Source organism: Pseudomonas sp. TE21435, from assembly GCF_056279265.1.
On sequence record NZ_JBWBQZ010000001.1, the window covers coordinates 1845419 to 1866663 of the forward strand.

At 66.4% G+C, this 21245-nt stretch carries 13 protein-coding genes; 8 read left to right on the forward strand and 5 right to left on the reverse strand.

Annotated elements, in window-relative coordinates:
- Positions 1–30: 30 nt before the first annotated feature.
- Positions 31–456 carry a PACE efflux transporter gene (locus tag ACZ9C1_RS08190; RefSeq protein ID WP_102682822.1) on the reverse strand — a complete coding sequence of 142 codons (426 nt, stop codon included), beginning with the start codon at positions 454–456 and terminating at the stop codon, positions 31–33.
- A gap of 315 nt (positions 457–771) precedes the next feature.
- Between ACZ9C1_RS08190 and wecB the strand changes: the two genes are divergently transcribed.
- The 5 genes from wecB (at position 772) to ACZ9C1_RS08215 (ending at position 9092) form a co-directional block, all read left to right on the forward strand.
- A complete protein-coding gene (gene wecB, locus ACZ9C1_RS08195) occupies positions 772–1926 on the forward strand; it encodes a non-hydrolyzing UDP-N-acetylglucosamine 2-epimerase (protein WP_198755128.1) in 1155 nt (384 codons plus the stop codon).
- Positions 1923–4097: a cyclic di-3',5'-guanylate-activated glycosyltransferase NfrB gene (nfrB, locus tag ACZ9C1_RS08200; RefSeq protein ID WP_457377846.1), complete on the forward strand. Its 2175-nt coding sequence runs from the start codon at positions 1923–1925 to the stop codon at positions 4095–4097. The genes wecB and nfrB overlap by 4 nt, the downstream gene beginning before the upstream one ends.
- Positions 4094–7096 carry a phage receptor gene (locus ACZ9C1_RS08205; protein WP_476253852.1) on the forward strand — a complete coding sequence of 1001 codons (3003 nt, stop codon included), beginning with the start codon at positions 4094–4096 and terminating at the stop codon, positions 7094–7096. The genes nfrB and ACZ9C1_RS08205 overlap by 4 nt, the downstream gene beginning before the upstream one ends.
- On the forward strand, positions 7096–7935 hold the full coding sequence (locus ACZ9C1_RS08210; protein ID WP_476253853.1) for a DUF4434 family protein: 840 nt from the start codon (positions 7096–7098) through the stop codon (positions 7933–7935). The genes ACZ9C1_RS08205 and ACZ9C1_RS08210 overlap by 1 nt, the downstream gene beginning before the upstream one ends.
- A 71-nt stretch (positions 7936–8006) precedes the next feature.
- Positions 8007–9092 carry a GGDEF domain-containing protein gene (locus ACZ9C1_RS08215; protein WP_277504755.1) on the forward strand — a complete coding sequence of 362 codons (1086 nt, stop codon included), beginning with the start codon at positions 8007–8009 and terminating at the stop codon, positions 9090–9092.
- A gap of 90 nt (positions 9093–9182) precedes the next feature.
- Here the strand turns inward: ACZ9C1_RS08215 and ACZ9C1_RS08220 are convergent, their stop codons facing one another.
- Both ACZ9C1_RS08220 and ACZ9C1_RS08225 read right to left on the reverse strand, forming a co-directional pair.
- A complete protein-coding gene (locus ACZ9C1_RS08220) occupies positions 9183–10481 on the reverse strand; it encodes an ATP-binding protein (RefSeq protein WP_102682828.1) in 1299 nt (432 codons plus the stop codon).
- Positions 10482–10487: 6 nt separating this feature from the next.
- Complete coding sequence (locus tag ACZ9C1_RS08225; RefSeq protein ID WP_476253854.1) at positions 10488–11189, reverse strand: response regulator; 702 nt, start codon at positions 11187–11189, stop codon at positions 10488–10490.
- A 158-nt stretch (positions 11190–11347) separates the two neighbouring features.
- Between ACZ9C1_RS08225 and ACZ9C1_RS08230 the strand changes: the two genes are divergently transcribed.
- From ACZ9C1_RS08230 to mobA, 3 genes are all read left to right on the forward strand, one after another.
- Positions 11348–12523, forward strand: coding sequence for an efflux RND transporter periplasmic adaptor subunit (locus ACZ9C1_RS08230; RefSeq protein ID WP_139670353.1), 1176 nt, complete (start codon positions 11348–11350; stop codon positions 12521–12523).
- Between the two features lie 11 nt (positions 12524–12534).
- A complete protein-coding gene (locus ACZ9C1_RS08235; protein ID WP_476253855.1) occupies positions 12535–15657 on the forward strand; it encodes a multidrug efflux RND transporter permease subunit in 3123 nt (1040 codons plus the stop codon).
- 61 nt (positions 15658–15718) lie between these two features.
- Complete coding sequence (mobA, locus tag ACZ9C1_RS08240) at positions 15719–16294, forward strand: molybdenum cofactor guanylyltransferase MobA (RefSeq protein WP_476253856.1); 576 nt, start codon at positions 15719–15721, stop codon at positions 16292–16294.
- 411 nt (positions 16295–16705) lie between these two features.
- Here the strand turns inward: mobA and ACZ9C1_RS08245 are convergent, their stop codons facing one another.
- Positions 16706–18109, reverse strand: coding sequence for an efflux transporter outer membrane subunit (locus ACZ9C1_RS08245; RefSeq protein WP_476253857.1), 1404 nt, complete (start codon positions 18107–18109; stop codon positions 16706–16708).
- On the reverse strand, positions 18109–21237 hold the full coding sequence (locus ACZ9C1_RS08250; protein ID WP_102682834.1) for an efflux RND transporter permease subunit: 3129 nt from the start codon (positions 21235–21237) through the stop codon (positions 18109–18111). The genes ACZ9C1_RS08245 and ACZ9C1_RS08250 overlap by 1 nt, the downstream gene beginning before the upstream one ends.
- Positions 21238–21245: the final 8 nt, after the last annotated feature.

A 21245-nucleotide genomic window follows, 5' to 3' on the forward strand; every position in this document is an offset into this window, starting at 1 on the left:
AATCCCAGGGGCTTGTGCGAAAAGCCCCGATCAGCAGCCCTGCGCCGAGACTGGCACATCGAAAACCTTGTCGAAGCCCCACTGGAACACGAACGCATAGACAAAGAAGAACACGAACAACGCCAGGTTGGTGACCAGCGCCGCCCACAGGCCGATATCCAGCCAGTACGCCACCAGCGGCAGCAGGATCAGCACCAGCCCGCCCTCGAAACCCAAGGCATGCAGCAGGCGCCGCAGCAAGGTGCGGCTGCGCTTGTGCTGGCGCGCCTCCCAGCGCTCGAAGGCCCAGTTGTAGGCCATGTTCCAGCTCATCGCGATGCCCGACATGAGGACCGACAATACCGTCGACTGCGCCATGCCCGCGCCGAACGCCAGCTCCAGCGCCGGTGCCACGCAAGCCACGGCGATGGCCTCGTAAAGGATGGCCTGGACGACCTTGCGCGCCTTGCCTTGCATGTTCAACTCCTTGAATAAAAGACCCGCAAAGCTACAAGAAGTAAGCCTCAAGAAAAAGTCAGAAATACTTTATTGACTGACCGTTCAATCAAGAAAAATTAGCATAAACGTTTCCGCAACACCCATCCCTGGCGTCCGGCACCACCTTCCGCCGGCACGACCCATGCCTCGAAGCCTCTCGGCCAAGGCCTGCCCGGCACGTCTTGGGGCATGCCGCGCATTGGACAACCCCATGATCGACTGCTTGTATTTATGACTGGCAAGCGTCGACACGTCGTACACCTTCGTCCAGGGAATCGAACGAGGAACTACACGATGGCTTACACCGTGATGATGGTATTCGGTACCCGCCCCGAAGCGATCAAGATGGCCCCGCTGGCCCGCGTCCTGCGCGACTGGCCCGAGGTCGACCTGCAGATCTGCTCCACCGGCCAGCACCGCGAAATGCTCGAACAGGTCCTCACCGCCTTTGGCCTCGAGGTCGACCAGGACCTGCAGGTGATGACCCAGAACCAGACCCTCAACGGCCTGGCCCGCGACCTGCTGGACAAGCTCGACCAGGCCTATGAACAGGTCAGGCCCGATATCGTCCTGGTCCACGGCGACACCACCACCAGCTTCATCGCCTCGCTGGCCGCCTTCCACCGTCACATTCCCATCGGCCATGTCGAGGCCGGCTTGCGCACCGGCAACCTGCAGCAGCCCTGGCCCGAGGAGGCCAACCGACGCTTGACCGGCGTGCTCGCCGACCTGCACTTCACCCCCACCCGCGACTCCGACGCCAACCTGATCCGCGAAGGCGTGCCGCCCGAGCACATCGAGGTCACCGGCAACACGGTGATCGACGCCCTGCTGTGGATGCGCGACAAGCTGAACAAGGACAACTGGCGCCCCGCCGCCGACTCCCCGCTCAATGTGCTGCGCGACGACCAGCGCATGGTGCTGATCACCGGCCACCGCCGGGAAAATTTCGGCAGCGGCTTCGAACGCATCTGCCTGGCCCTGGCCGAACTGGCCCTGCGCTACCCCGACGTACAGTTCCTCTACCCCGTGCACCTCAACCCCCAGGTGCAGCACGCGGTGTACAGCGTGCTCTCGGGGCGCGACAACATCCATCTGGTCGCGCCTCAGGACTACCCGCACTTTGTCTGGCTGATGAACCGCGCCCATATCATCCTCACCGACTCGGGCGGCGTGCAGGAAGAGGCCCCCGCGTTGGGCAAGCCGGTGCTGGTGCTGCGCAAGGTCACCGAGCGACCCGCCGTGCTCAAGGGCGGCACGGTCAAGCTGGTCGGCACGCTCACCGAGCGCATCGTCCAGGAGACCAGCCAGTTGCTCGATGACCCGTCGGCCTACGAGCGTATGGCCCAGGTCTACACCCCCTTCGGTGACGGCCATGCCAGCGAGCGCATCGCCGAACGCCTGAGCCGCTGGTTCGCCGAGCAATCCGCCGCACGGGACAACGCATGAGCCTGGCCTTCATCGATTTCCTCACCTATGTCCTGTTCGGCCTGAAGATCCTTGCCATCATCCTGGCGACACTGATGTTCCTGCTGGGCCTGGACGATCTGTTCATCGACCTGTGCTACTGGGGCCGCAAGCTGATCCGGCGTTTCCGCATCTACGACAAGTTCGACAAGGCCGACGAAAAGCGCCTGTTCGAAGTGCCGGAGAAGCCCCTGGCGATCATGGTGCCGGCCTGGAACGAGGTCGGCGTGGTCGGCGAGATGGCGCGCCTGGCCGCCTCGACCATCGACTACGAGAACTACCAGATCTTCGTCGGCACCTACCCCAACGACCCGCAGACCCAGGCCGACGTCGACGCCGTGTGCCTGCACTACCCCAACGTGCACAAGGTGGTCTGCGCCCGCCCCGGCCCCACCAGCAAGGCCGACTGCCTGAACAACATCATCGACGCCATCCTGCGTTTCCAGCAGGACGCGCGCATCGAGTTCGCCGGGTTCATCCTGCATGACGCCGAGGATGTCATCTCGCCCATGGAACTGCGCCTGTTCAACTACCTGCTGCCGAACAAGGACATGATCCAGATCCCGGTGTACCCCTACGCCCCGGAATGGAAGGGCTTCACCGCCGGCCACTATGTCGACGAGTTCGCCGAGAACCACGGCAAGGACGTCATCGTGCGCGAGGCGCTCACCGGCCAGGTGCCCAGCGCCGGGGTCGGCACCTGCTTCAGCCGCCGGGCGATCAGCGCGCTGCTGGAGGACGGCGACGGCATCGCCTTCGATGTGCAGAGCCTCACCGAAGACTACGACATCGGTTTTCGCCTCAAGCAAAAGGGCATGAAGTGCATCTTCGCCCGCTATTCCATCACCGACCCGGCGCTGGCCCTCAAGCAGGAGTGGCGCCCCGGCATGAGCCGCGAGTTCGCCCAGGTGATCTGCGTGCGCGAGCATTTCCCCCGTGACTGGCAGCACGCCATCCGCCAGAAATCGCGGTGGATCGTCGGCATCGTGTTCCAGGGCACCAGCAACCTCGGCTGGAGCCGCAAGGGCGCGCTCAACTACTTCCTCTGGCGCGACCGCCGCGGGCTGTTCGCCTACCTGCTGAGCTTCCTGGTCAACCTGTTGCTGCTGGTGCTGCTGGCCATGTGGCTGGTCACGGTGATCGCGCCGGAGTCGTGGCGGTTCATGTCGATCCTCAGCGACAGCACGCTGCTCAGCATCTTGCTGTGGCTCAACGGCCTGCTGCTGTTCAATCGCCTGTTCCAGCGGTTCTGGTTCGTCACCCGCTACTACGGCGTCTTCGAAGGCTTGCTCTCGGCACCACGAATGATGTGGAGCAACTTCGTCAACTTCTTCGCCAACCTGCGCGCCCTGCGCCAGGTGATGGAGATGGGCGATTCGCGGCGGGTGGCCTGGGACAAGACCACCCACGAGTTCCCTGCCCTCGCCGCGCCGGCACGCACCCCGCTGGGCCATCGCCTGGTGGAGAAAGGCCTGATCAGCGAAGAACAGCTGGAGCAGGCCATCACCAGCCCGGTACGCCGGCGCCTGGGCCGCGAGCTGCTGCTGCGCGGCTGGCTCACCAGCGAACAGCTGGTCGAGACCCTGGCCGAGCAACTGGACCTGCCCTGGGCACCGCTCAATCCGTTCAAGATCGCCCCGGCGCTGATCGCCAAGCTGCCGCGCAAGCTCGCCACGCACTACGGCGTGCTGCCGGTGGATGAAGACGGCGACACCCTGGTGCTGGCCAGCGAAAGCCCGGTCAGCCAGGTCTCGCTGGGGGTCATCAGCCGCCAGCTCAAACGCCCGGTGCGTGCCCGCCTGGCGCCGCAGGGGCGCGTTACCCTGGGCCTGCGCTATCACTACCCGAGCCCTTGGCAGAAACCCGAGACCCGGGAAATGCTCGAGGTACTCGAACGCCACCAGGACGATGCCGCGCTGCTGGAGAGGGTCGGTACCCACCAGGTGATGCTCGGTTCGCTGCTGCAAGTGCGCGGCATGGTGCCGGTGACCCTGTTCAACCAGGCCCTGATCGACTTCAACCCTGAGCAGCAGAGCCTGGGCGAGCACCTGATCGCCCGCGGCATCATCACCGAGGAGGTGCTGCAGCAAGCCCTCGCCGAGCAGGCCAGCGAACAGCAGGCCGCCTACGACCTGAGCCGGGAGGTGGCATGACGCCCCGTCTTTCCCTGACCATCGCCAGCCTGTTGCTGTGTTCTTCCGCCCTGGCCGCACCGACCAAGCCGATGACCGACTTCCAGCGCTTCACCAGCTACCCCTTCATGGAGCGTGGCTATCGGGAGGCGCAGAAAGACAACTGGGCCGAGGTCGAGCGCCTGACCCGCCATGTGCTGGGGCGCGTGCCGAACAACAACGAGGCCCGCGCCCTGCTGGCCGAAGCCCTGGCCCATCAACGTCGGTACAAGGAAGCCCAGGCCATTGCCGAAGACCTCGACGACAATCCTGAACACGCCGATGCCCTGCTGGAACTGCGCCTGACCTGGATCGAACAGGACCCGCCGGCCGCGAGCCAGGTGGAGGCCTGGCTCGCCGACAGCCAGGGCCAGCAGCGCGTGCGCCTGTGGCAGGCCTACAGCGTCAGCCTGGCCAAGTTCGGCGGCGCGGCCAAGGCCCTGGAGTGGCTCAACCATCTGCCGGTGCGCGACGATGGCATGGTGCTGCGCATGACCCGGGCCAACTTCGCCGAGCAGTTGCGCAACTGGGGAGAGACCATCGACCAGTTGCAGCCGCTGGCCGACCAGGGCCAACTGCCCCCGCAGGACTGGCAGCGCCTGGCCAATGCGTATATCCAGCAGGTCGATGAAAAGGGCCTGAACTCACTCCTGGCCAGCGCACCTTCCCAGGAAGCGGCGACCCGCGCCCGCCTGGCCATGGCCAACCGCGCCATCGCCATGGGCCATAACCAGCAGGCCGAGCGCTGGCTGCAGAGCCTGCCCGCCGAGCAACTGCAGCACCCCGAGCAGCGCCAGCAGCTGTGGGAGCTGGCCCGTGAAGGCGATGATGCGCCGCTGGTGCGCCAGCTGAGCAATGAACTGCAACGCCCGTGCCTGGAGACCGTCGACTGGCTGTCCCACAAGGACCTGAAGCTGGCCCGCGAGCAGCTCGGCCAATGCCAGGCCCGCGACAATCCGCGCAGCTATGCCATCCTCAGGCAACGCCTGTATGGCGACCCCGCGCAGCCTGCGCAACCGCGCACCGCGGCGCAGTGGGAGCAACGCTACCGACAGACTGGCGATCTCGCCGCCCTGGAACAAGCCAGCTTCATGCTGCTCGAGAGCGGCCAGAGCGAGCGCGCCAGGCAGTTGCTCGACAACGCCTACGCGCATCGCCAGGGCAGGCTGATGCCCTCGCTGCTGCAACGCCTGGGCAATCTCTATGCGCGCAACGACGGCCCGCTGGACGGTCCACGCATGCTCGCCCTGGTGCCACGGGTCGATGCCGTCACCCGTGGCCAGCTACTGGGCCGCCTGGCCGAAGCCGGCCAGTGCGACGCCGTGCGCAAGGCCATCCCGGCCACCCCGGTCGAAGCCGGGCAGTATCGCGCCCTGGGGCGCTGCGCCATGCCTGATCAGCCCGGCGAAGCTGTGGTCTATTACCAGGCCGCCGAACGCCTGGGCGATAGCCGCAGTCGCCTGCCCCTGGCCTACGCCCTGGAAGCCTCCGGCGACTCAGAGGCAGCGCTGCCGATCTGGAACAGCCTGCCGGCCAGCGCCTGGACCGACAATGCGCGCCTGACCGCCGCCCGTGGTGCGCTGAACGCCGGTGACGCCAACGCCGCCCGCCGCCACTGGGATGCGGCAGCGCACCAGAGTGCCGACGACTGGGCGCTGGGCGCCGCCATTGCCCAGCGCCAGGGCGACCCGCAGCAGGCCCTGGTCTTCCAGCGCGAAGCGCTGCGTCATGCCCCGCGCGCCGATCACTACTACGCTGCCGCCGGCACCGCCCAGCAGGCCGGCGACAGCGCCCAGAGCAGCGCCTGGCTGGCCGAGGCCGTGCGCCTGGCGCCGGACCAGCCGCGTTACCGCGCCGACTACGGCATGCGCCTGGCGGGCTCGGCGGACAAGCAGCAACGCCGCCAGTCCATACCCTACCTGGAGCGCGCCAGCCGCGACTTCCCCGAGGACTACCGCCTGGGCGAAACCCTGGCCCTGCGCTACGACGAGGTCGAGGACAGTGCCTCGGCCCGCCGCGAGCTGCGCCGGGTACTGGACGTGGAGCGCAACCTGGTCGACGGCGACGACGAGTACGGCAGCCTTGAGGCGCGCAAGTACCGCCAGCGCCGCGCCCATGAAGCCCTGTCGCGCCGCGACAGCATCACCCTGGCCAGCACCTGGTCGCCCGCCGGCACTTCGACCAACGACAAGTTCCTCGACAGCGGCGAACGCAGCGGCACCTCGCGCCGGGCCCGCTCGCAGAACGTGCAGCTGGCGATGTGGGACCACGCCCTGGGCGAGGAGCCCAGCCGCAATGGCAGCACCCTGTCGGTCTACGGCCGCGTGCTGTTCGGTGGCCAGAGCCGCACCGACTATGCGCAGAGCATGGGCACCGGTGTTGGCCTGCGCTACAAGCCGCTCGGTCAGGCCAACCTCAACCTGTACGCCGAGCTGTACCACCAGCGCCAGATCGACAGCACGCACTACAGTGGCCTGAGCCTGGGCGAACTGCTCAGCCCGGCCAAGGTCGGTGGCAACTGGGGCGACCTGCGTCACAACGCCGAATCGAGCAACGACCTGCTGCTGCGCGCCACGGCTTCGTTCCTGGATCAGGGCAAGTACCGCAACGACTGGCGTATCGACGAGGACGACTGGGACGAGCGCTTCCTCTACCTCGACGCCGCCTGGTGGACCCGTGCCGGCGACCATGCCTGGCTGTCGCGCTTCCAGCAGGGCCATGCGTGGAAACTGCCCAGCCAGTCGCCGCAGACGATCATGCCCTACGGCTTTCTCGAATTTTCCAGCCAGGACCCGAGCAACGACTGGCGCCAGGACGCCCGCGCCGGGGTCGGCGTGCGCTGGCAGTGGTGGTTCGACGATGACCGCTACAACGCCTATCGCGGTTCGCTGAAAGTACGCGCCGAGTACCAGCAGGCACTGGGCGGCAACCTCTACGAGCGCGGCAACGGCGTACTGCTGGGTGTGGAGATGAACTTCTGATGCGTAGCTTCCTGGCTCTCTGCCTGCTGATCCTGTGGCTACCCGCCCAGGCCGACCAGCGCCTGTTCTACCAGCCGCTCAACCGTGACGCGAACGTCACCCCGGCGCAGTGGCAAAACCTGTGGCGAGCCACCGTGGCCCAGGGCGGCAAGACCTTGATCGTGCAGTGGAGTGCCTACGGCGACAGCGACTTTGGAGGCTCCGAGGGCTGGCTGGCCGGGAGCCTGCGCGAAGCGCGGGCCCAAGGCCTCGAGCTGGTGCTGGGCCTGTACATGGATCCGGCCTACTACCAGCGCCTCGAACAGCTCGACGGCGAAGGCCTGAACAGTTACTTCAAGGCGCAGCTGGGACGCTCGCTCACCCAGTATCAGCAGCTCAAGGCCAACTGGGCGCTGCCGGTGGCCGGCTGGTACCTGCCCATGGAACTGGACGACCTGCACTTTCGCGACCCGGCCAGGCGCGATGCGCTGCACACGCAATTGCAGGCTTTCAACCGACAACTGGACAAGCCCCTGCATATCAGCGCGTTCAGCGCCGGGCAGCTGTCGCCGCGAGTCAATGGCGCGTGGCTGGAGCAGTTGGCCAGCCTTGGCCTGAACGTCTGGTGGCAGGACGGCGCCGGCACGGGGCGCCTGACGCCGCTGGTACGCCAAGGCTATGAACAGGCCCTGCCCTGCCGGGTGGGCATCGTGCGCGAGGCATTTCGCCAGGTCAGCAAGCCTGGCCAACCGTTCCACGCCGAACCTGCGCAGCCGGCGCTGAGCGGAGGTTGCCACGCCCAAGCCGTGTTCGCCCTGCGCTATCGGCCCTGGGCCAGAGGGACGCTTTCCTGGGATTGAAACCAGCCGCCTGAACGAATCTCATCGCGGGGCCGACAAGAACAGCACAATAACCGAGGGCATCCTCCAGCATGTACAAGACCCTCGAAGCCCACATCCGCCAGCAGGTCGCCCCCGCCGCCCTGCGCGCCGAGTTCCGCCAGCACGAATTCGAGGCCATGCGCCGTTTCTGCCTGCTGATCTTCTGCATCGGCATCGCCATCTGGCTGGTCTTCGACCTGATCGTCAGCTACCTCGGCGGCCAGGGCTTCACCTGGCTGTCCGGGATGTTCATCGCCCTGCTGTGCAGCCTCACCGTGGTCCTGGGCTTCACCCGCAGGAGCCAGCATTTCGACGTACTCAACCTGCTGTTCGTGGCGGTGATCACCCTGGCCATGCGCCTGGTGATCGAGGGCATCCCCATCGCCCTGCGCCCGGTATGGCTGGTGCTCGGAGTCTCTACCGTGCTGTACACCGTGTCGGTGCTACCGGTGCGACGCTGGTCGTTCTTCTGCGCCATGGGCATCACCTGGATCATGCTCAATCCTTTCCTCCACACGCGTATCGAAGCCCTGGAGCTCGAAGGCGCGATGCTGATTAGCTACGCGGTATGCCTAAGCGGCCTGGTGATCTACAGCTACCTGCGCATCCGCCAGGCCAAGCTGCACAACTTCTACCTGACCAAGGTACTGCTGGAGCAGGCCTATATCGATGCGCTGACCGACATCCCCAACCGTCGCTCGTTCATGGCCAAGGCCGAAAAGCAGCTGCAACAGGCCGGCGAACAGTATCTGGCGATGATCGACATCGATAATTTCAAGCAGGTCAACGACCGCTTCGGCCATGACATCGGCGACGAGGTGCTCAAGCGCGTGGCGGCGCACATAAAGGCGGCGATGATCGGCCACGAGATCGCCCGGCTGGGCGGCGAGGAATTCGCGATCTTCTTCCAGGGGCTGGATGAAACATGCGCCGAGCAGCAAGTTGCGAGGTTGTGCCAGCGGGTGCGCGAGGACCTCGGGGCACACCCGGTGACCATCAGTATCGGCCTGGCCCGGATCGATAGCGGCGATACCCTGAGCACGGCGCTGATCCGGGCTGACCAGGCCCTGTACGAAGCCAAGCACACGGGCAAGGACCGTTTCGTGACCTGGTCGGCAAGCTTGTCAGGACAATGACCATCGCGGGACAAGCCCGCTCCCACACCAGTGTCCATCATCAGCGTGGGAGCGGGCTTGCCCCGCGATGAGGCCGGCCCAGGCGCTGCATCAACCGGCTGGCAAGCGAATCCTGAACTGCGCCCCACCCAACGCCGATTGCGCCACTGTGAGCGTGCCGCCCTGCCCTTCGATGGCCCGCCGGCTGATCGCCAAGCCCAAGCCGAAACCACCCGTGTTGCGATCGCGGCTGCGGTCCAGCCGGTAGAACGGCTGGAAGATCCGCTCACGCTCCTCGACTGGAATGCCGATGCCGTCGTCCTCGACCGTCACCAGGCAGGCGCCATCCTCTTCCAGGCGCAAACGCAGCAGCAGGCTTTCGTCGCAGTAGCGCATGGCGTTGCGCACCAGGTTCTGTACCGCGCGAGCAGTCAGTCGCGGATCGAGGACGAAGCGTGGCAGGTCGGTGTCGCATTGCACCTCCCACTGGATGCCGCGATCGTCGAGTTCTTCGGCGAAACCACCGAGCACGCTGTCCACCAGCTCGAGCAACGACACCTCGACCCGCTCGCGGGCCTGGTCGGCGCTTTCCAGGCGGCTGTAGGACAGTAGCTCAAGCACCAGCTCGTCCAGCTCGCGCACATGGCCCACCAGCCCCAGCAGGCGTTTGCGGCTGGCCGGCGGCACCTCGTCGAACAGCAGCACCAGGCCGAAGTCCAGGCGGGTCAATGGCGTGCGCAGCTCGTGGGACACCGCGTTGAGCAGTTCACGCTGCTGATTGACGTGGCGCTCCAGGTCGCTGGCCATGGTGTCGAACACCCCGGCCAGCTCGCCGATGTTCGAGCGCGGCGAGATATGCGTGCGCTCGGACATCTCGCCGCGCCCCAGGCGCCGGGCGGTGTCCTTCAGGCGCTCGAGGTCGCGCCAGTGCGGCCATACCCACAGCAACAGGCAGCCGAGCATGGCCGCGCCGATCAGCACGGTCACGCCCCAGGACAGCACGTTGATGTCCAGCGGGTCGTCCGGCGAGTGCAGGCGTACCAGCCAGTCCTGGTCCAGCGGCGCCAGCGCCGTTTCGTAATAGCCCCAGTCGGCCATGCGCACCACATACAGGCCATGCTCGAGCCGGGCCTTTTCCTCGCTGCTCAGCTCGGCGTCGTCCATGCGCAGCAAGCGCACCTCCAACGGCTTGAACGCCGTGGCCAGTTCCTTTTCCACCGTCGGCCACTGCTCCCGCGGGGCCTGCTGGAACTGGCGCACGATCAGGGTCTGCACGCCCTTGGCCTGGTCGAGGTTGTAGGCCATGAAGCGATCGTGAAACAAACCGACGATGGTGTCGGGAATCAGCGCGATCGCCCCGGCATAGGCGACGATGATCACCAGGTACAACCGCACCAGGATCTTCAGCATGGCGTATCAGTACTCCCACTCGACGCGACTGAACAGGTAGCCCTTGCCCCATACGGTCTTGATCTTGCGCGCTTCACCTGCGCTGTCGTCGAAACGTCGGCGCAGCTTGGAGATGGCCACGTCCACCGAACGGTCGGTGCCGTTGAACTCGATGCCGCGCAATTGCTGGAGGATGCGGTCACGGCTCATCACCTCGCCGGCGTTGCGCGCCAGCACCACCAGCAGGTTGTACTCGCCGCTGGACAGTTCCACCTCTTCGCCGCGCCAGGTGACCGTGCGCTCGGCCAGGTCGATGCACAGCCCGCCGATCTGGATCAGGTCGCAGTCCAGGCGCGGCTCGTTGACATTGCTGCGGCGCAGCAACGTGCGCACCCTGGCCAGCAGCACGCGGGGCTCGCACGGCTTGGTGACGTAGTCGTCGGCGCCCATCTCCAGCCCCAGCACCTGGTCGTGGCTGTCGTCGCGGGCGGTCAGCATGAGGATCGGCAGGCTCTGGCTCTCCTGGCGCAGCAGGCGGCATACCTGCAGGCCGTCCAGGCCCGGCAGCATCAGGTCGAGAATCACCAGGTCCGGTTTCTGCCGGCGGAATTCGTCCAGCACATGGTCGCCGCGGGCAATCACCCGGACATGGAAATCGTTGCGTTGCAGGTAGCTGGCAATCAGTTCGGACAACGCGCTGTCGTCTTCGACCAGGAGAATGTTCGGCATAAGGGGATTTGACGAAAGATTGAAGTAAGGCAGGATATAGAATCCCGGGCGGGCCACCGCCGATTGTTAACACTTTTTCACACACGCCCAACACAGCTTAACAGCCGCCACCCGAACGGCTGCTTTAGCATACGCTGGATCAAACCTGGAAGATCCGTATGTCCACGCTCCGTGCTTTGCGCCTGCGCCCTCTGGCGCTGCTGGCGCTGATGACCCTTTCCCTGGCCGCTTGCAACGACGCCGCCGAGCAGGAAGAAAAGGCCCCGCCCTCCCAGGTCCGGGTCGAAACCCTTGCCGTGCAGCCGCTGGCCATCAGCACCGAACTCAGCGGCCGCATCCTTGCCCCCCGCACCGCCGAGGTGCGCGCCCGGGTGGCCGGCGTGGTGCTCAAGCGGGTGTACCGCGAAGGCAGCGACGTGAAACAAGGCGATGTGCTGTTCCTGATCGACCCGGCGCCGTTCAAGGCCGACTTCGACAGCGCCCGCGCCACCCTGGCCAAGGCCGAGGCGACGCTGTACCAGGCGCGCCTGCAGGAGCAGCGCTACCGCGAACTGGTCGAGGACAAGGCCGTCAGCCGCCAGGAGTACGACAACGCCCGCGCCGCCTTCCTCCAGGCCGACGCCGCGGTCGGCGAAGCCAAGGCGGCGCTGGAACGCGCGCGCCTGAACCTGGGCTATGCCACCGTCACCGCACCGATCTCCGGGCGCATCGGCCGCGCCCTGGTAACCGAGGGCGCGCTGGTCGGCCAGAGCGAGACCACGCCGCTGGCCACCATCCAGCAGTTGAACCCGATCCACGCCGACGTCACCCAGTCGACCCGCGAACTCAACGCCCTGCGCCGCTCGCTGCGTGCCGGCGAGCTGCAGCAGGTGGGCCGCGACCAGGTCAAGGCCACGCTGATCCAGGACGATGGCAGCGCCTACCCGCTGGCCGGCAAGCTGCTGTTCTCCGATATCAGCGTCGACCCGAGCACCAACCAGATCACCCTGCGCAGCGAGTTCCCCAACCCGGACCTCGACCTGCTGCCCGGCAGCTATGTGCGCGTGCGCCTGGACCAGGCCGTGCAGCCTCAGGGCATCAGCGTGCCGCAACGCGCCATCCTGCGCGATAGCGCCGGTGTGCCCAAGGTGCTGCTGGTCGACCCGCAGGACCGTATCAGCGAACGCCAGGTGACCCTGGGCAGCGCCCAGGGCGACCGCTGGATCGTCAGCGAGGGCCTGGCCCCGGGTGACCGCGTGGTGGTCGAGGGCCTGCAACACGTCAAGGCCGGCGACCAGGTGCAAGTCGACGAACAACCAGGCGCCACCGCAGTCGCCCAACACAACGGCCAATGAGGGCCTGATCCATGCCGCAGTTCTTCATCGACCGCCCGGTGTTCGCCTGGGTGGTGGCCCTGTTCATCCTCCTGGTCGGCGCCCTGGCCATCCCGCAGTTGCCGGTGGCCCAGTATCCCGACGTGGCACCGCCGCAGGTGGAAATCTACGCCGTCTACCCCGGCGCCTCGGCGGCGACCATGGACGAGAGCGTGGTCAGCATCATCGAGCAGGAGCTCAACGGTGCCGACAACCTGCTCTATTTCGAATCCCAGAGCAGCCTGGGCAGCGCCACCATCACCGCCAGCTTCCAGCCCGGCACCAACCCGGACATGGCCCAGGTCGACGTGCAGAACCGCCTCAAGGTGATCGAGTCGCGCCTGCCGCGCCCGGTCACCCAGCAAGGCCTGCAGGTGGAGAAGGTGTCTACCGGCTTCCTGTTGCTGGCCACCCTCACCTCCGAGGACGGCAGCCTCGACGAGATCGCCCTGTCGGACATCCTCGCACGCAACGTGATGAACGAGATCCGTCGCCTCAAGGGCGTCGGCAAGGCGCAGCTGTATGGTTCAGAACGGGCCATGCGCATCTGGATCGACCCGGCCAAGCTGGTTGGCTTCAACCTCACGCCCAACGACGTGGCCGAGGCCATCGCCGCGCAGAACGCCCAGGTCGCCCCCGGCAGCATCGGCGACCTGCCAAGCCGACCGACCCAGGAGATCACCGCCAACGTGGTGGTCAAGGGCCAGTTGAGCACCCCCGAGGAGTTCGCCGCCATCGTCCTGCGCGCCAACACCGACGGCTCCACGGTCACTGTCGGTGACGTGGCGCGGGTCGAGATCGGGGCCCAGGAGTACCAGTACGGCACCCGCCTCAACGGCAAGGCCACCAGCGCCTTCAGCGTCAAGCTGTCGCCCGGCGCCAACGCCATGGAAACCGCGACCCTGGTCAAGCAGAAGCTCGACGAGCTGGCGCGCTACTTCCCGGCCGGGGTGAAGTACGACATCCCCTACGACACCTCGCCCTTCGTCAAGGTCTCGATCAAGCAGGTGATCAACACCCTGCTCGAGGCCATGGTGCTGGTGTTCGCGGTGATGTTCCTGTTCCTGCAGAACTTCCGTTACACGCTGATTCCGACCCTGGTGGTGCCGGTGGCGCTGATGGGTACCTTCGCGGTGATGAACGTGCTGGGCTTCTCGGTCAACGTACTGACCCTGTTCGGCATGGTGCTGGCCATCGGTATCCTGGTGGACGACGCCATTGTCGTGGTGGAAAACGTCGAGCGGATCATGGCCGAGGAAGGCCTGCCGCCCAAGGAAGCCACGCGCAAGGCCATGGGCCAGATCAGCGGCGCCATCGTCGGCATCACCCTGGTGCTGGTGGCGGTGTTCCTGCCGATGGCCTTCATGCAAGGTTCGGTGGGGGTGATCTACCAGCAGTTCTCGGTGTCGATGGCAGTGTCGATCCTGTTCTCGGCGTTCCTCGCCCTGAGCCTGACCCCGGCCCTGTGCGCCACCCTGCTCAAGCCGCTGGAGAAAGGCGAGCATCATGAGCGCAAGGGCTTCTTCGGCTGGTTCAATCGCCGCTTCGAAGGCATGAGCAACGGCTACCAGCGCTGGGTGACCCACGCCCTGGCCCGCAGCGGTCGCTACCTGCTGGTGTACGCCGCGCTGGTCGGCGTGCTGGTGTACGGCTTCAGCCAGCTGCCCACCGCCTTCCTGCCCACCGAGGACCAGGGCTACACCATCACCGACATCCAGCTGCCGCCGGGCGCCAGCCAGGCACGCACCATCGAGGTCGGGCAGCAGATCGAGGCGCACAACGCCGAAGAGCCCGGCGTGGCCAACACCACGCTGATCCTCGGTTTCAGCTTCTCCGGCAGCGGGCAGAACGCGGCGCTGGCCTTCACCACGCTCAAGGACTGGTCCGAGCGCGGTGGCGACGACAGCGCGCAGTCGATCGCCGAGCGCGCCACCATGGCCTTCACCCAGCTCAAGGACGCCATCGCCTACGCGGTGCTGCCGCCGCCGGTGGACGGCCTGGGCGAGTCGACCGGTTTCGAGTTCCGCCTGCAGGACCGCGGCGGCATGGGCCACACCGGGCTGATGGAAGCCCGCGACCAACTGCTGGACGCGGCGCGCAAGAGCAAGGTGCTGGTCAACGTGCGCGAAGCGTCGTTGGCCGAAAGCCCTCAGGTTGAACTGGAAGTGGACCGCCGCCAGGCCAACGCCCTGGGTGTGTCGTTTGCCGATATCGGCGCGGTGCTCGACACCGCGGTGGGGTCGAACTACGTCAACGACTTCCCCAACCAGGGCCGCATGCAGCGGGTGGTGGTGCAGGCCGAAGGCGACCGGCGCAGCCAGGTCGAAGATCTGTTGAAAATCCACGTGCGCAACAGCAGCGGCAAGATGGTGCCCCTGGGCGCTTTCGTCAGCGCCCGCTGGCAGTCCGGCCCGGTGCAGCTGACCCGTTACAACGGCTACCCGGCGGTGTCGATTTCCGGCGAGCCGGCGGCCGGCTACAGCTCGGGCGAGGCCATGGCCGAGATCGAGCGCCTGGTGGCACAGCTGCCGGCAGGTGCAGGCCTGGAGTGGACCGGCCTGTCGCTGCAGGAACGCCTGTCCGGCAGCCAGGCGCCACTGCTGATGGCGCTGTCGCTGCTGGTGGTGTTCCTGTGCCTGGCCGCGCTGTACGAAAGCTGGTCGATCCCCACCGCGGTGCTGCTGGTGGTGCCACTAGGCGTGCTCGGCGCGGTGCTCGCGGTGACCCTGCGCGGCCTGCCCAACGACGTGTTCTTCAAGGTCGGCCTGATCACTCTGATCGGCCTGTCGGCGAAGAACGCCATCCTGATCATCGAGTTCGCCAAGGACCTGGTGGACCAGGGCGTCGATGCGGCGGACGCGGCGATCCAGGCCGCGCGTCTGCGTCTGCGCCCGATCGTGATGACTTCGCTGGCGTTCATCCTCGGCGTGGTGCCGCTGGCCATCGCCAGCGGCGCCAGCTCGGCCAGCCAGCAAGCCATCGGCACCGGAGTGATCGGCGGCATGCTCAGCGCCACCTTCGCCGTGGTGTTCGTGCCGGTGTTCTTCGTCGTGGTGATGCGCCTGGCCGGGCGCGGCAAGACCAAGGCGGCGCAGGTGGCCATCCACCAGGGCTGACTGGACAAGCCCTGCGGTAAATGGGAGGGTTCCCGGCATTGACTGCCCGGAACCCTTTTTCATGCCCGACGTTCTCCCCCCCTGCTCCATCCTTATTCTTGCCGGCGGCCGTGGCCAGCGCATGGGCGGGCGCGACAAGGGGCTGGTGCCCTGGCGCGGCGAGCCGTTGGTGGCGCATGTGCAACGCGCCGTGCGGGCACTGAGCGATGACCTGGTGATCTCCTGCAACCGCAACCAGACAGCCTACGCGATCTACGCCGACCAGCTCGTCACCGACGCCGAAGCGGACTTTCCCGGCCCGCTGGCCGGCGTGATCAGCGGGCTCAGGGCAGCCCGGCACGAATGGGTGGTAGTGCTGGCCTGCGATGCGCCGCGCATCGACCGGGCGCTGGTCGAGGACCTGCTGCGCCTGGCCGTGGCGCACGACAGTGCGGCCATGGTGCGCCAGGGTGGGTATTGGCAGCCGATGTTCAGTGTGTTGCCCCGGCGCGTGTTGCCATTGCTGGAGCAAGCCTGGCAGGCGGGTGAGCGGAGTTTGCAGAAGGCTTTGCTGCAGGTGAATGTGCAGGGGTTGGCGTGTGCCGAGGACGATGCGCGATTGAGTAACTTCAACAGTCCGGATCTGTTGCAGGACTGATGTTGATTGCTTGAGTGTCCGGCGCAAACCTTGCAACGCCTATAAGACCGAGCGCCGCCCGCGCGGCGCATCGCGGATGAATCCGCTCCTACATTCGTTGCAACGTGGCCATGCCTGATAGACCATGGTTGTTAGCCTTGTGTGCTCGACGGGATTTTTCGGTGGGCTTTGCCGCCGCCCCACCTATCTCAAGCCTTGCGCCAAGGCTGGCAACCATGGCCTGACAGGTTCGGTACGTTGCAATAAATGTAGGAGCGGATTCATCCGCGATGCGCCGCGCGGGCGGCGCTCGGTCTTGTAGGCACCACAACTTCCCCAGCAAACACCCGCCGGACTCCACGCAAAAAAAGCCCCGGGGCAAAAATCCCCCCCGGGGCCAAGCGGTTGGATTTCCCAACCAAAGGAGGCATTTCAACCTTGGGCCGACCAGCCACCGCCCAAGGCACGGAACAGATCGACCAGTGCCAGCTGGCGCTGGGTGCTGGCCTCGATGAACGCCGCTTCGTTGACATAGCCGCTGCGCTGCGCGTCCAGGTAGCGCAGGTGGTTGTCCACCCCGCCCTCATAGCGCGCCTTGGCCAGCGTTACGGTCGCCCGGCTGGTGTCGGCCAGGGCACGCCGCGCGGCTTCCTCGCGACGCAAGGTATCGGTGGCGGCCAGGGCGTCGGCCACTTCGCGGAAGGCGCTCTGGATCGTGCCTTCGTAAGCGGCCACCGCCGAATCCTTGCGCGCCTCGGCCAGGTTCAGGCCGGCCTTGTTGCGCCCGGCGTCGAACAGCGGCAGCGACAGTTGCGGCATGAACGTCCAGCTACGCGAGCCACCGTCGAACAACCCGGACATCTGCGCGCTGGAGGTGCCGAAACTGCCGGTCAGGCTGATCCGCGGGAAGAACGCCGCCCGCGCCGCGCCGATATCGGCATTGCGCGCCCGCAGCCGGTGCTCGGCGGCGAGGATGTCCGGGCGGCGCTCGATCAGCGCCGACGGCGCGCCTGGGGCGATGTCCTGCAGGACCATCGGCGCCTGCGCCCGCTCGGCGGGAATCGACTTGGCCGCCTCGGCGCTGCCCAGCAGCAGTACCAGGGCGTTGTAGGCCTGGCGCTGCTCGCGCACGATGCCTTCCAGCTCAGCCCGTGACTGCTCGACCAGCCCCAACGCTTCCTGGTGGTCCAGCGCCGTGGCCGTGCCAGCGCCTCGTCGCTGGCCGACCAGGGCCAGCGAGTCCTCGCGGCTGGCCAGGGTCTGGCGAGTCAGCGTCAGGCGCCGTTCGGCACCGTCCAGGGTCAGGTAGGCCTGGCTGACATCAGCGATCAGCGCGATGCGCGCGGCACGGCCGACTTCCTCGGTGGACAGGTACTGCTCCAGCGCCGCATCGCTCAGGCTCTTGACCCGACCGAACAGGTCCACTTCGTACTCTGGCAGCGACAGCCCCACCTGGTAACTGCTGCTGACCCCTTCCCTGCCGCTGTTCGACAGGTCCGCCGGCAGGTGCTGGCGGTTACCGGAGGCACCGGCGTTCAGGCCTGGTACCCGATCGGCCCGCTGGATACGGTATTGCGCTCGGGCCTGCTCGATGTCGAGCAGGGTCTGACGCAGAGAGCGGTTGTTGTCGAGTGCCGTGGCGACCAGTTGGCGCAAGGCCGGATCGACGATGAACGCCTGCCAGTCCAGCTGCTCCACCGACTTGCCATGATGGCCGGCGGCATCGCCCCAGGCAGCCGCCACCGGCGCCTCCGGGCGCTGGTAGGTCGGCGCCAGGGAACAGCCGACCAGGGTCAAGGCCAGCACGAACGGTAGTGCACATTTACCCATGAACATCACTTCGCCACCTCGACAGCGTGTTGCACAGGGGCCGGCTTGCGCTTGAGCAGCTTCAGCACCCAGACGAAACAGATCGGCACGAACACTACGCCCAGCAAGGTGGCGCTGAGCATGCCGCCAATCACCCCGGTACCGATGGCGCGCTGGCTGGCCGCACCGGCGCCGGTGGCGATGGCCAGGGGCACCACGCCGAGGATGAAGGCCATGGAGGTCATCACGATCGGGCGCAAACGCAGGCGCGCGGCCTCGATGGCGGCGTCGCTCAAGCTGTAACCCTTCTCCCACAGCTCCTTGGCGAACTCGACGATCAGGATGGCGTTCTTCGCCGCCAGGCCGATGATGGTGATCAGGCCGACCTTGAAGTACACGTCGTTGGGCATGCCGGTGAGCAGTACCGCCCAGACCGCGCCCAAGGCGCCGATCGGCACGATCAGCATCACCGTCAGCGGGATTGCCCAGCTCTCGTACAGCGCCACCAGCAGCAGGAACACCACCAGGATGGCCAGGGCGAACAGGCCGGCAGCCTGGCCGCTGGACACCTTTTCCTGGTACGAAAGGCCGGTCCAGGCATAACCAATGCCAGGTGGCAGCTCGCTGACCAGACGCTCCATCTCGGCCATCGCCTGGCCAGTGCTGTAGCCGGGCGCGGCGTCACCGGCGATGCGGATCGACGGGTAACCGTTGTAGCGCACCAGTTGTACCGGCCCCTCCTCCCAGCGAGTGGAGACAAAGGCGCTGAACGGCACCTGCTCGCCGCTGACATTGGGTGCATACAGGCGTAGCACGCTTTCCGGGGTCATGCGCTCGCCCTGCTCGGCCTGCACCACCACGCGCTGCTGGCGCCCGGCATTGCTGAAGTCGTTGATCACCGCCGAACCGAAGGCGGTGGCCAGGGTACTGTTGATGGTCTCGAAGCTCACGCCCAGGGTGCGGGCTTTCTCGCGGTCGATCTGCACGCGTAGCTGCGGCGCCTCGGCCAGGCCCTCCATCATCGCGTAGAGGATCACCGGGTTGCCGTTGGCGCGGGCCAACAGCTGGTCACGGGCCGCCAGCAGCGCATCGCGCCCCAGGCCGCCACGGTCCATCAGGCGCAGGGCGAAACCGCCGGAGTTGCCCAGGCCGTCGATCGGCGGAGGCATGACCGCGGTGATGGCACCATCGCCATTGGCCGCGAACTGGGCGTTGATGGCTGCGGTTTCCGCCTCCGCCGACTGCTCCTTGCCGCGCACGGACCAGTCCTTGTAGGTGGGGAACGCCAGCGCGGCGTTGTCGCCCTGGCCCGAGAAACTGAAGCCGCTGACGATGAACGAGCTGGCCAACGCGTCGCGCGACATCAGGTACTTTTCCAGTGCCTCAGCGGTGTGGTCGGTGCGTACCCGGCTGGCGCCGGGCGGCAGTTGCACGTCGACGATGCTGTAGCCCAGGTCTTCTGCTGGCACGAAGGCCTCCGGCAGGCGCAGGTAGGAGTAGCCGAGCACCACCAGGATCCCGACGTAGGCGAGCATCCAGCGCCCGGCACGGGCCACCAGGGCGCTGTTCATCACCGAGTAGCGCTCGGTGACGCGGGCAAAGGCGCGGTTGAAGGCACCGAAAAAACCACCCTTTTCATGGTGGCCATGGGGCACCGGCTTGAGCAGGGTGGCGCACAGCGCCGGGGTGAAGGTCAGGGCGAGGAAGCCGGAGAACAGGATCGACACCGCCAGCGATACGGAAAACTGCTGATAGATCACCCCGACCGATCCGGACATGAACGCCAACGGCAGGAACACCGCGGCCAGCACCAAAGTGATGCCGATGATCGCCCCGGATACCTGCCCCATCGCCTTGATGGTGGCCTCCACCGGCGACAAGCCTTCCTCGGCCATCAACCGCTCGACGTTCTCCACCACCACGATGGCGTCATCCACCAGGATACCGATGGCCAGCACCATGCCGAACATGGTCATCATGTTCACCGAGAAACCGAGCAGCTTCATGACCATCAGCGTACCCAGCAGGCACACCGGCACCACGATCGACGGGATCAGGGTGTAGCGCACGTTCTGCAGGAACAGGAACATCACCAGGAACACCAGCACCATGGCTTCGATCAAGGTGTGGATGACCTTCTCGATGGCCACATCGACGAAGCGCGAGGTGTCGTACGGCACCGAGTATTCAACGCCTTCCGGGAAGAACTGCGACAGCTCGGCCAGGCGCTCCTTGACCAGCGTCGCGGTCTGGATGGCATTGGCGCCAGGTGCCAGCTGCACCGCGCCGGCCACGGCCGGTTTGCCATCCAGGCGTGAGGACAGGTTGTAGTTCTCGCTACCGATGGCCATGCGTGCCACATCGCCCAGGCGTACGCTGGAGCCGTCCGGGTTGGCGCGCAGGACGATGGCGGCGAACGCCTCCGGCGTTTCCAGGGTGCCTTGCACAGCCAGCGTCGCGGTCAGTTCCTGCTCGCTGGCCCCCGGCGTGCTGCCGAAGCTGCCGGCAGGCACCTGGACGTTCTGGCCACGGATGGCGTTGTTGATATCGTCGATGGACAGGCCATAGCCCACCAGTTTCTGCGGATCAACCCAGACCCGCATGGCCGCCTCCGAAGAGAAGAACTGCAGCTTGCCCACACCCGGCACGCGCAACAGCTCGTTATTGATGTTGCGTGCGGCATAATCGGCCAAGGCCGTGGTATCACCCTGATCACCGGCCGTGCTGGTCAAGGCGTAGATCAGCAGGAAGCCGGAACTGGCCTGCTCGACCTTGAGCCCCTGGGTCAGCACCGCCTGGGGCATGCGCGCCTCGGCCTTCTTCAGGCGGTTCTGCACATCGACCTGGGCCATGTCCGGCTGGGTGCCGGGCTCGAACGTCACCAGCACTTCGGCCACGCCGTTGGAGTTGTTGGTGGACTCGTAGTAAAGCAGGCCCTTGGCGCCGTTCAACGACTCCTCGATGATGCTGGTCACCGACTCCACCAGCACCTTGGCCGAGGCGCCCGGGTAGGAGGCGGTGATGGAGATCTGTGGCGGTGCCACGCTGGGGTACTGGGCCACCGGCAGCGCCGGGATCACCAGCAGGCCGGCCAGGGAAATGAACAGCGCCACGACCCAGGCGAAGTTCGGCCGATTGATGAAGAACTTGGACATCTCGCTAC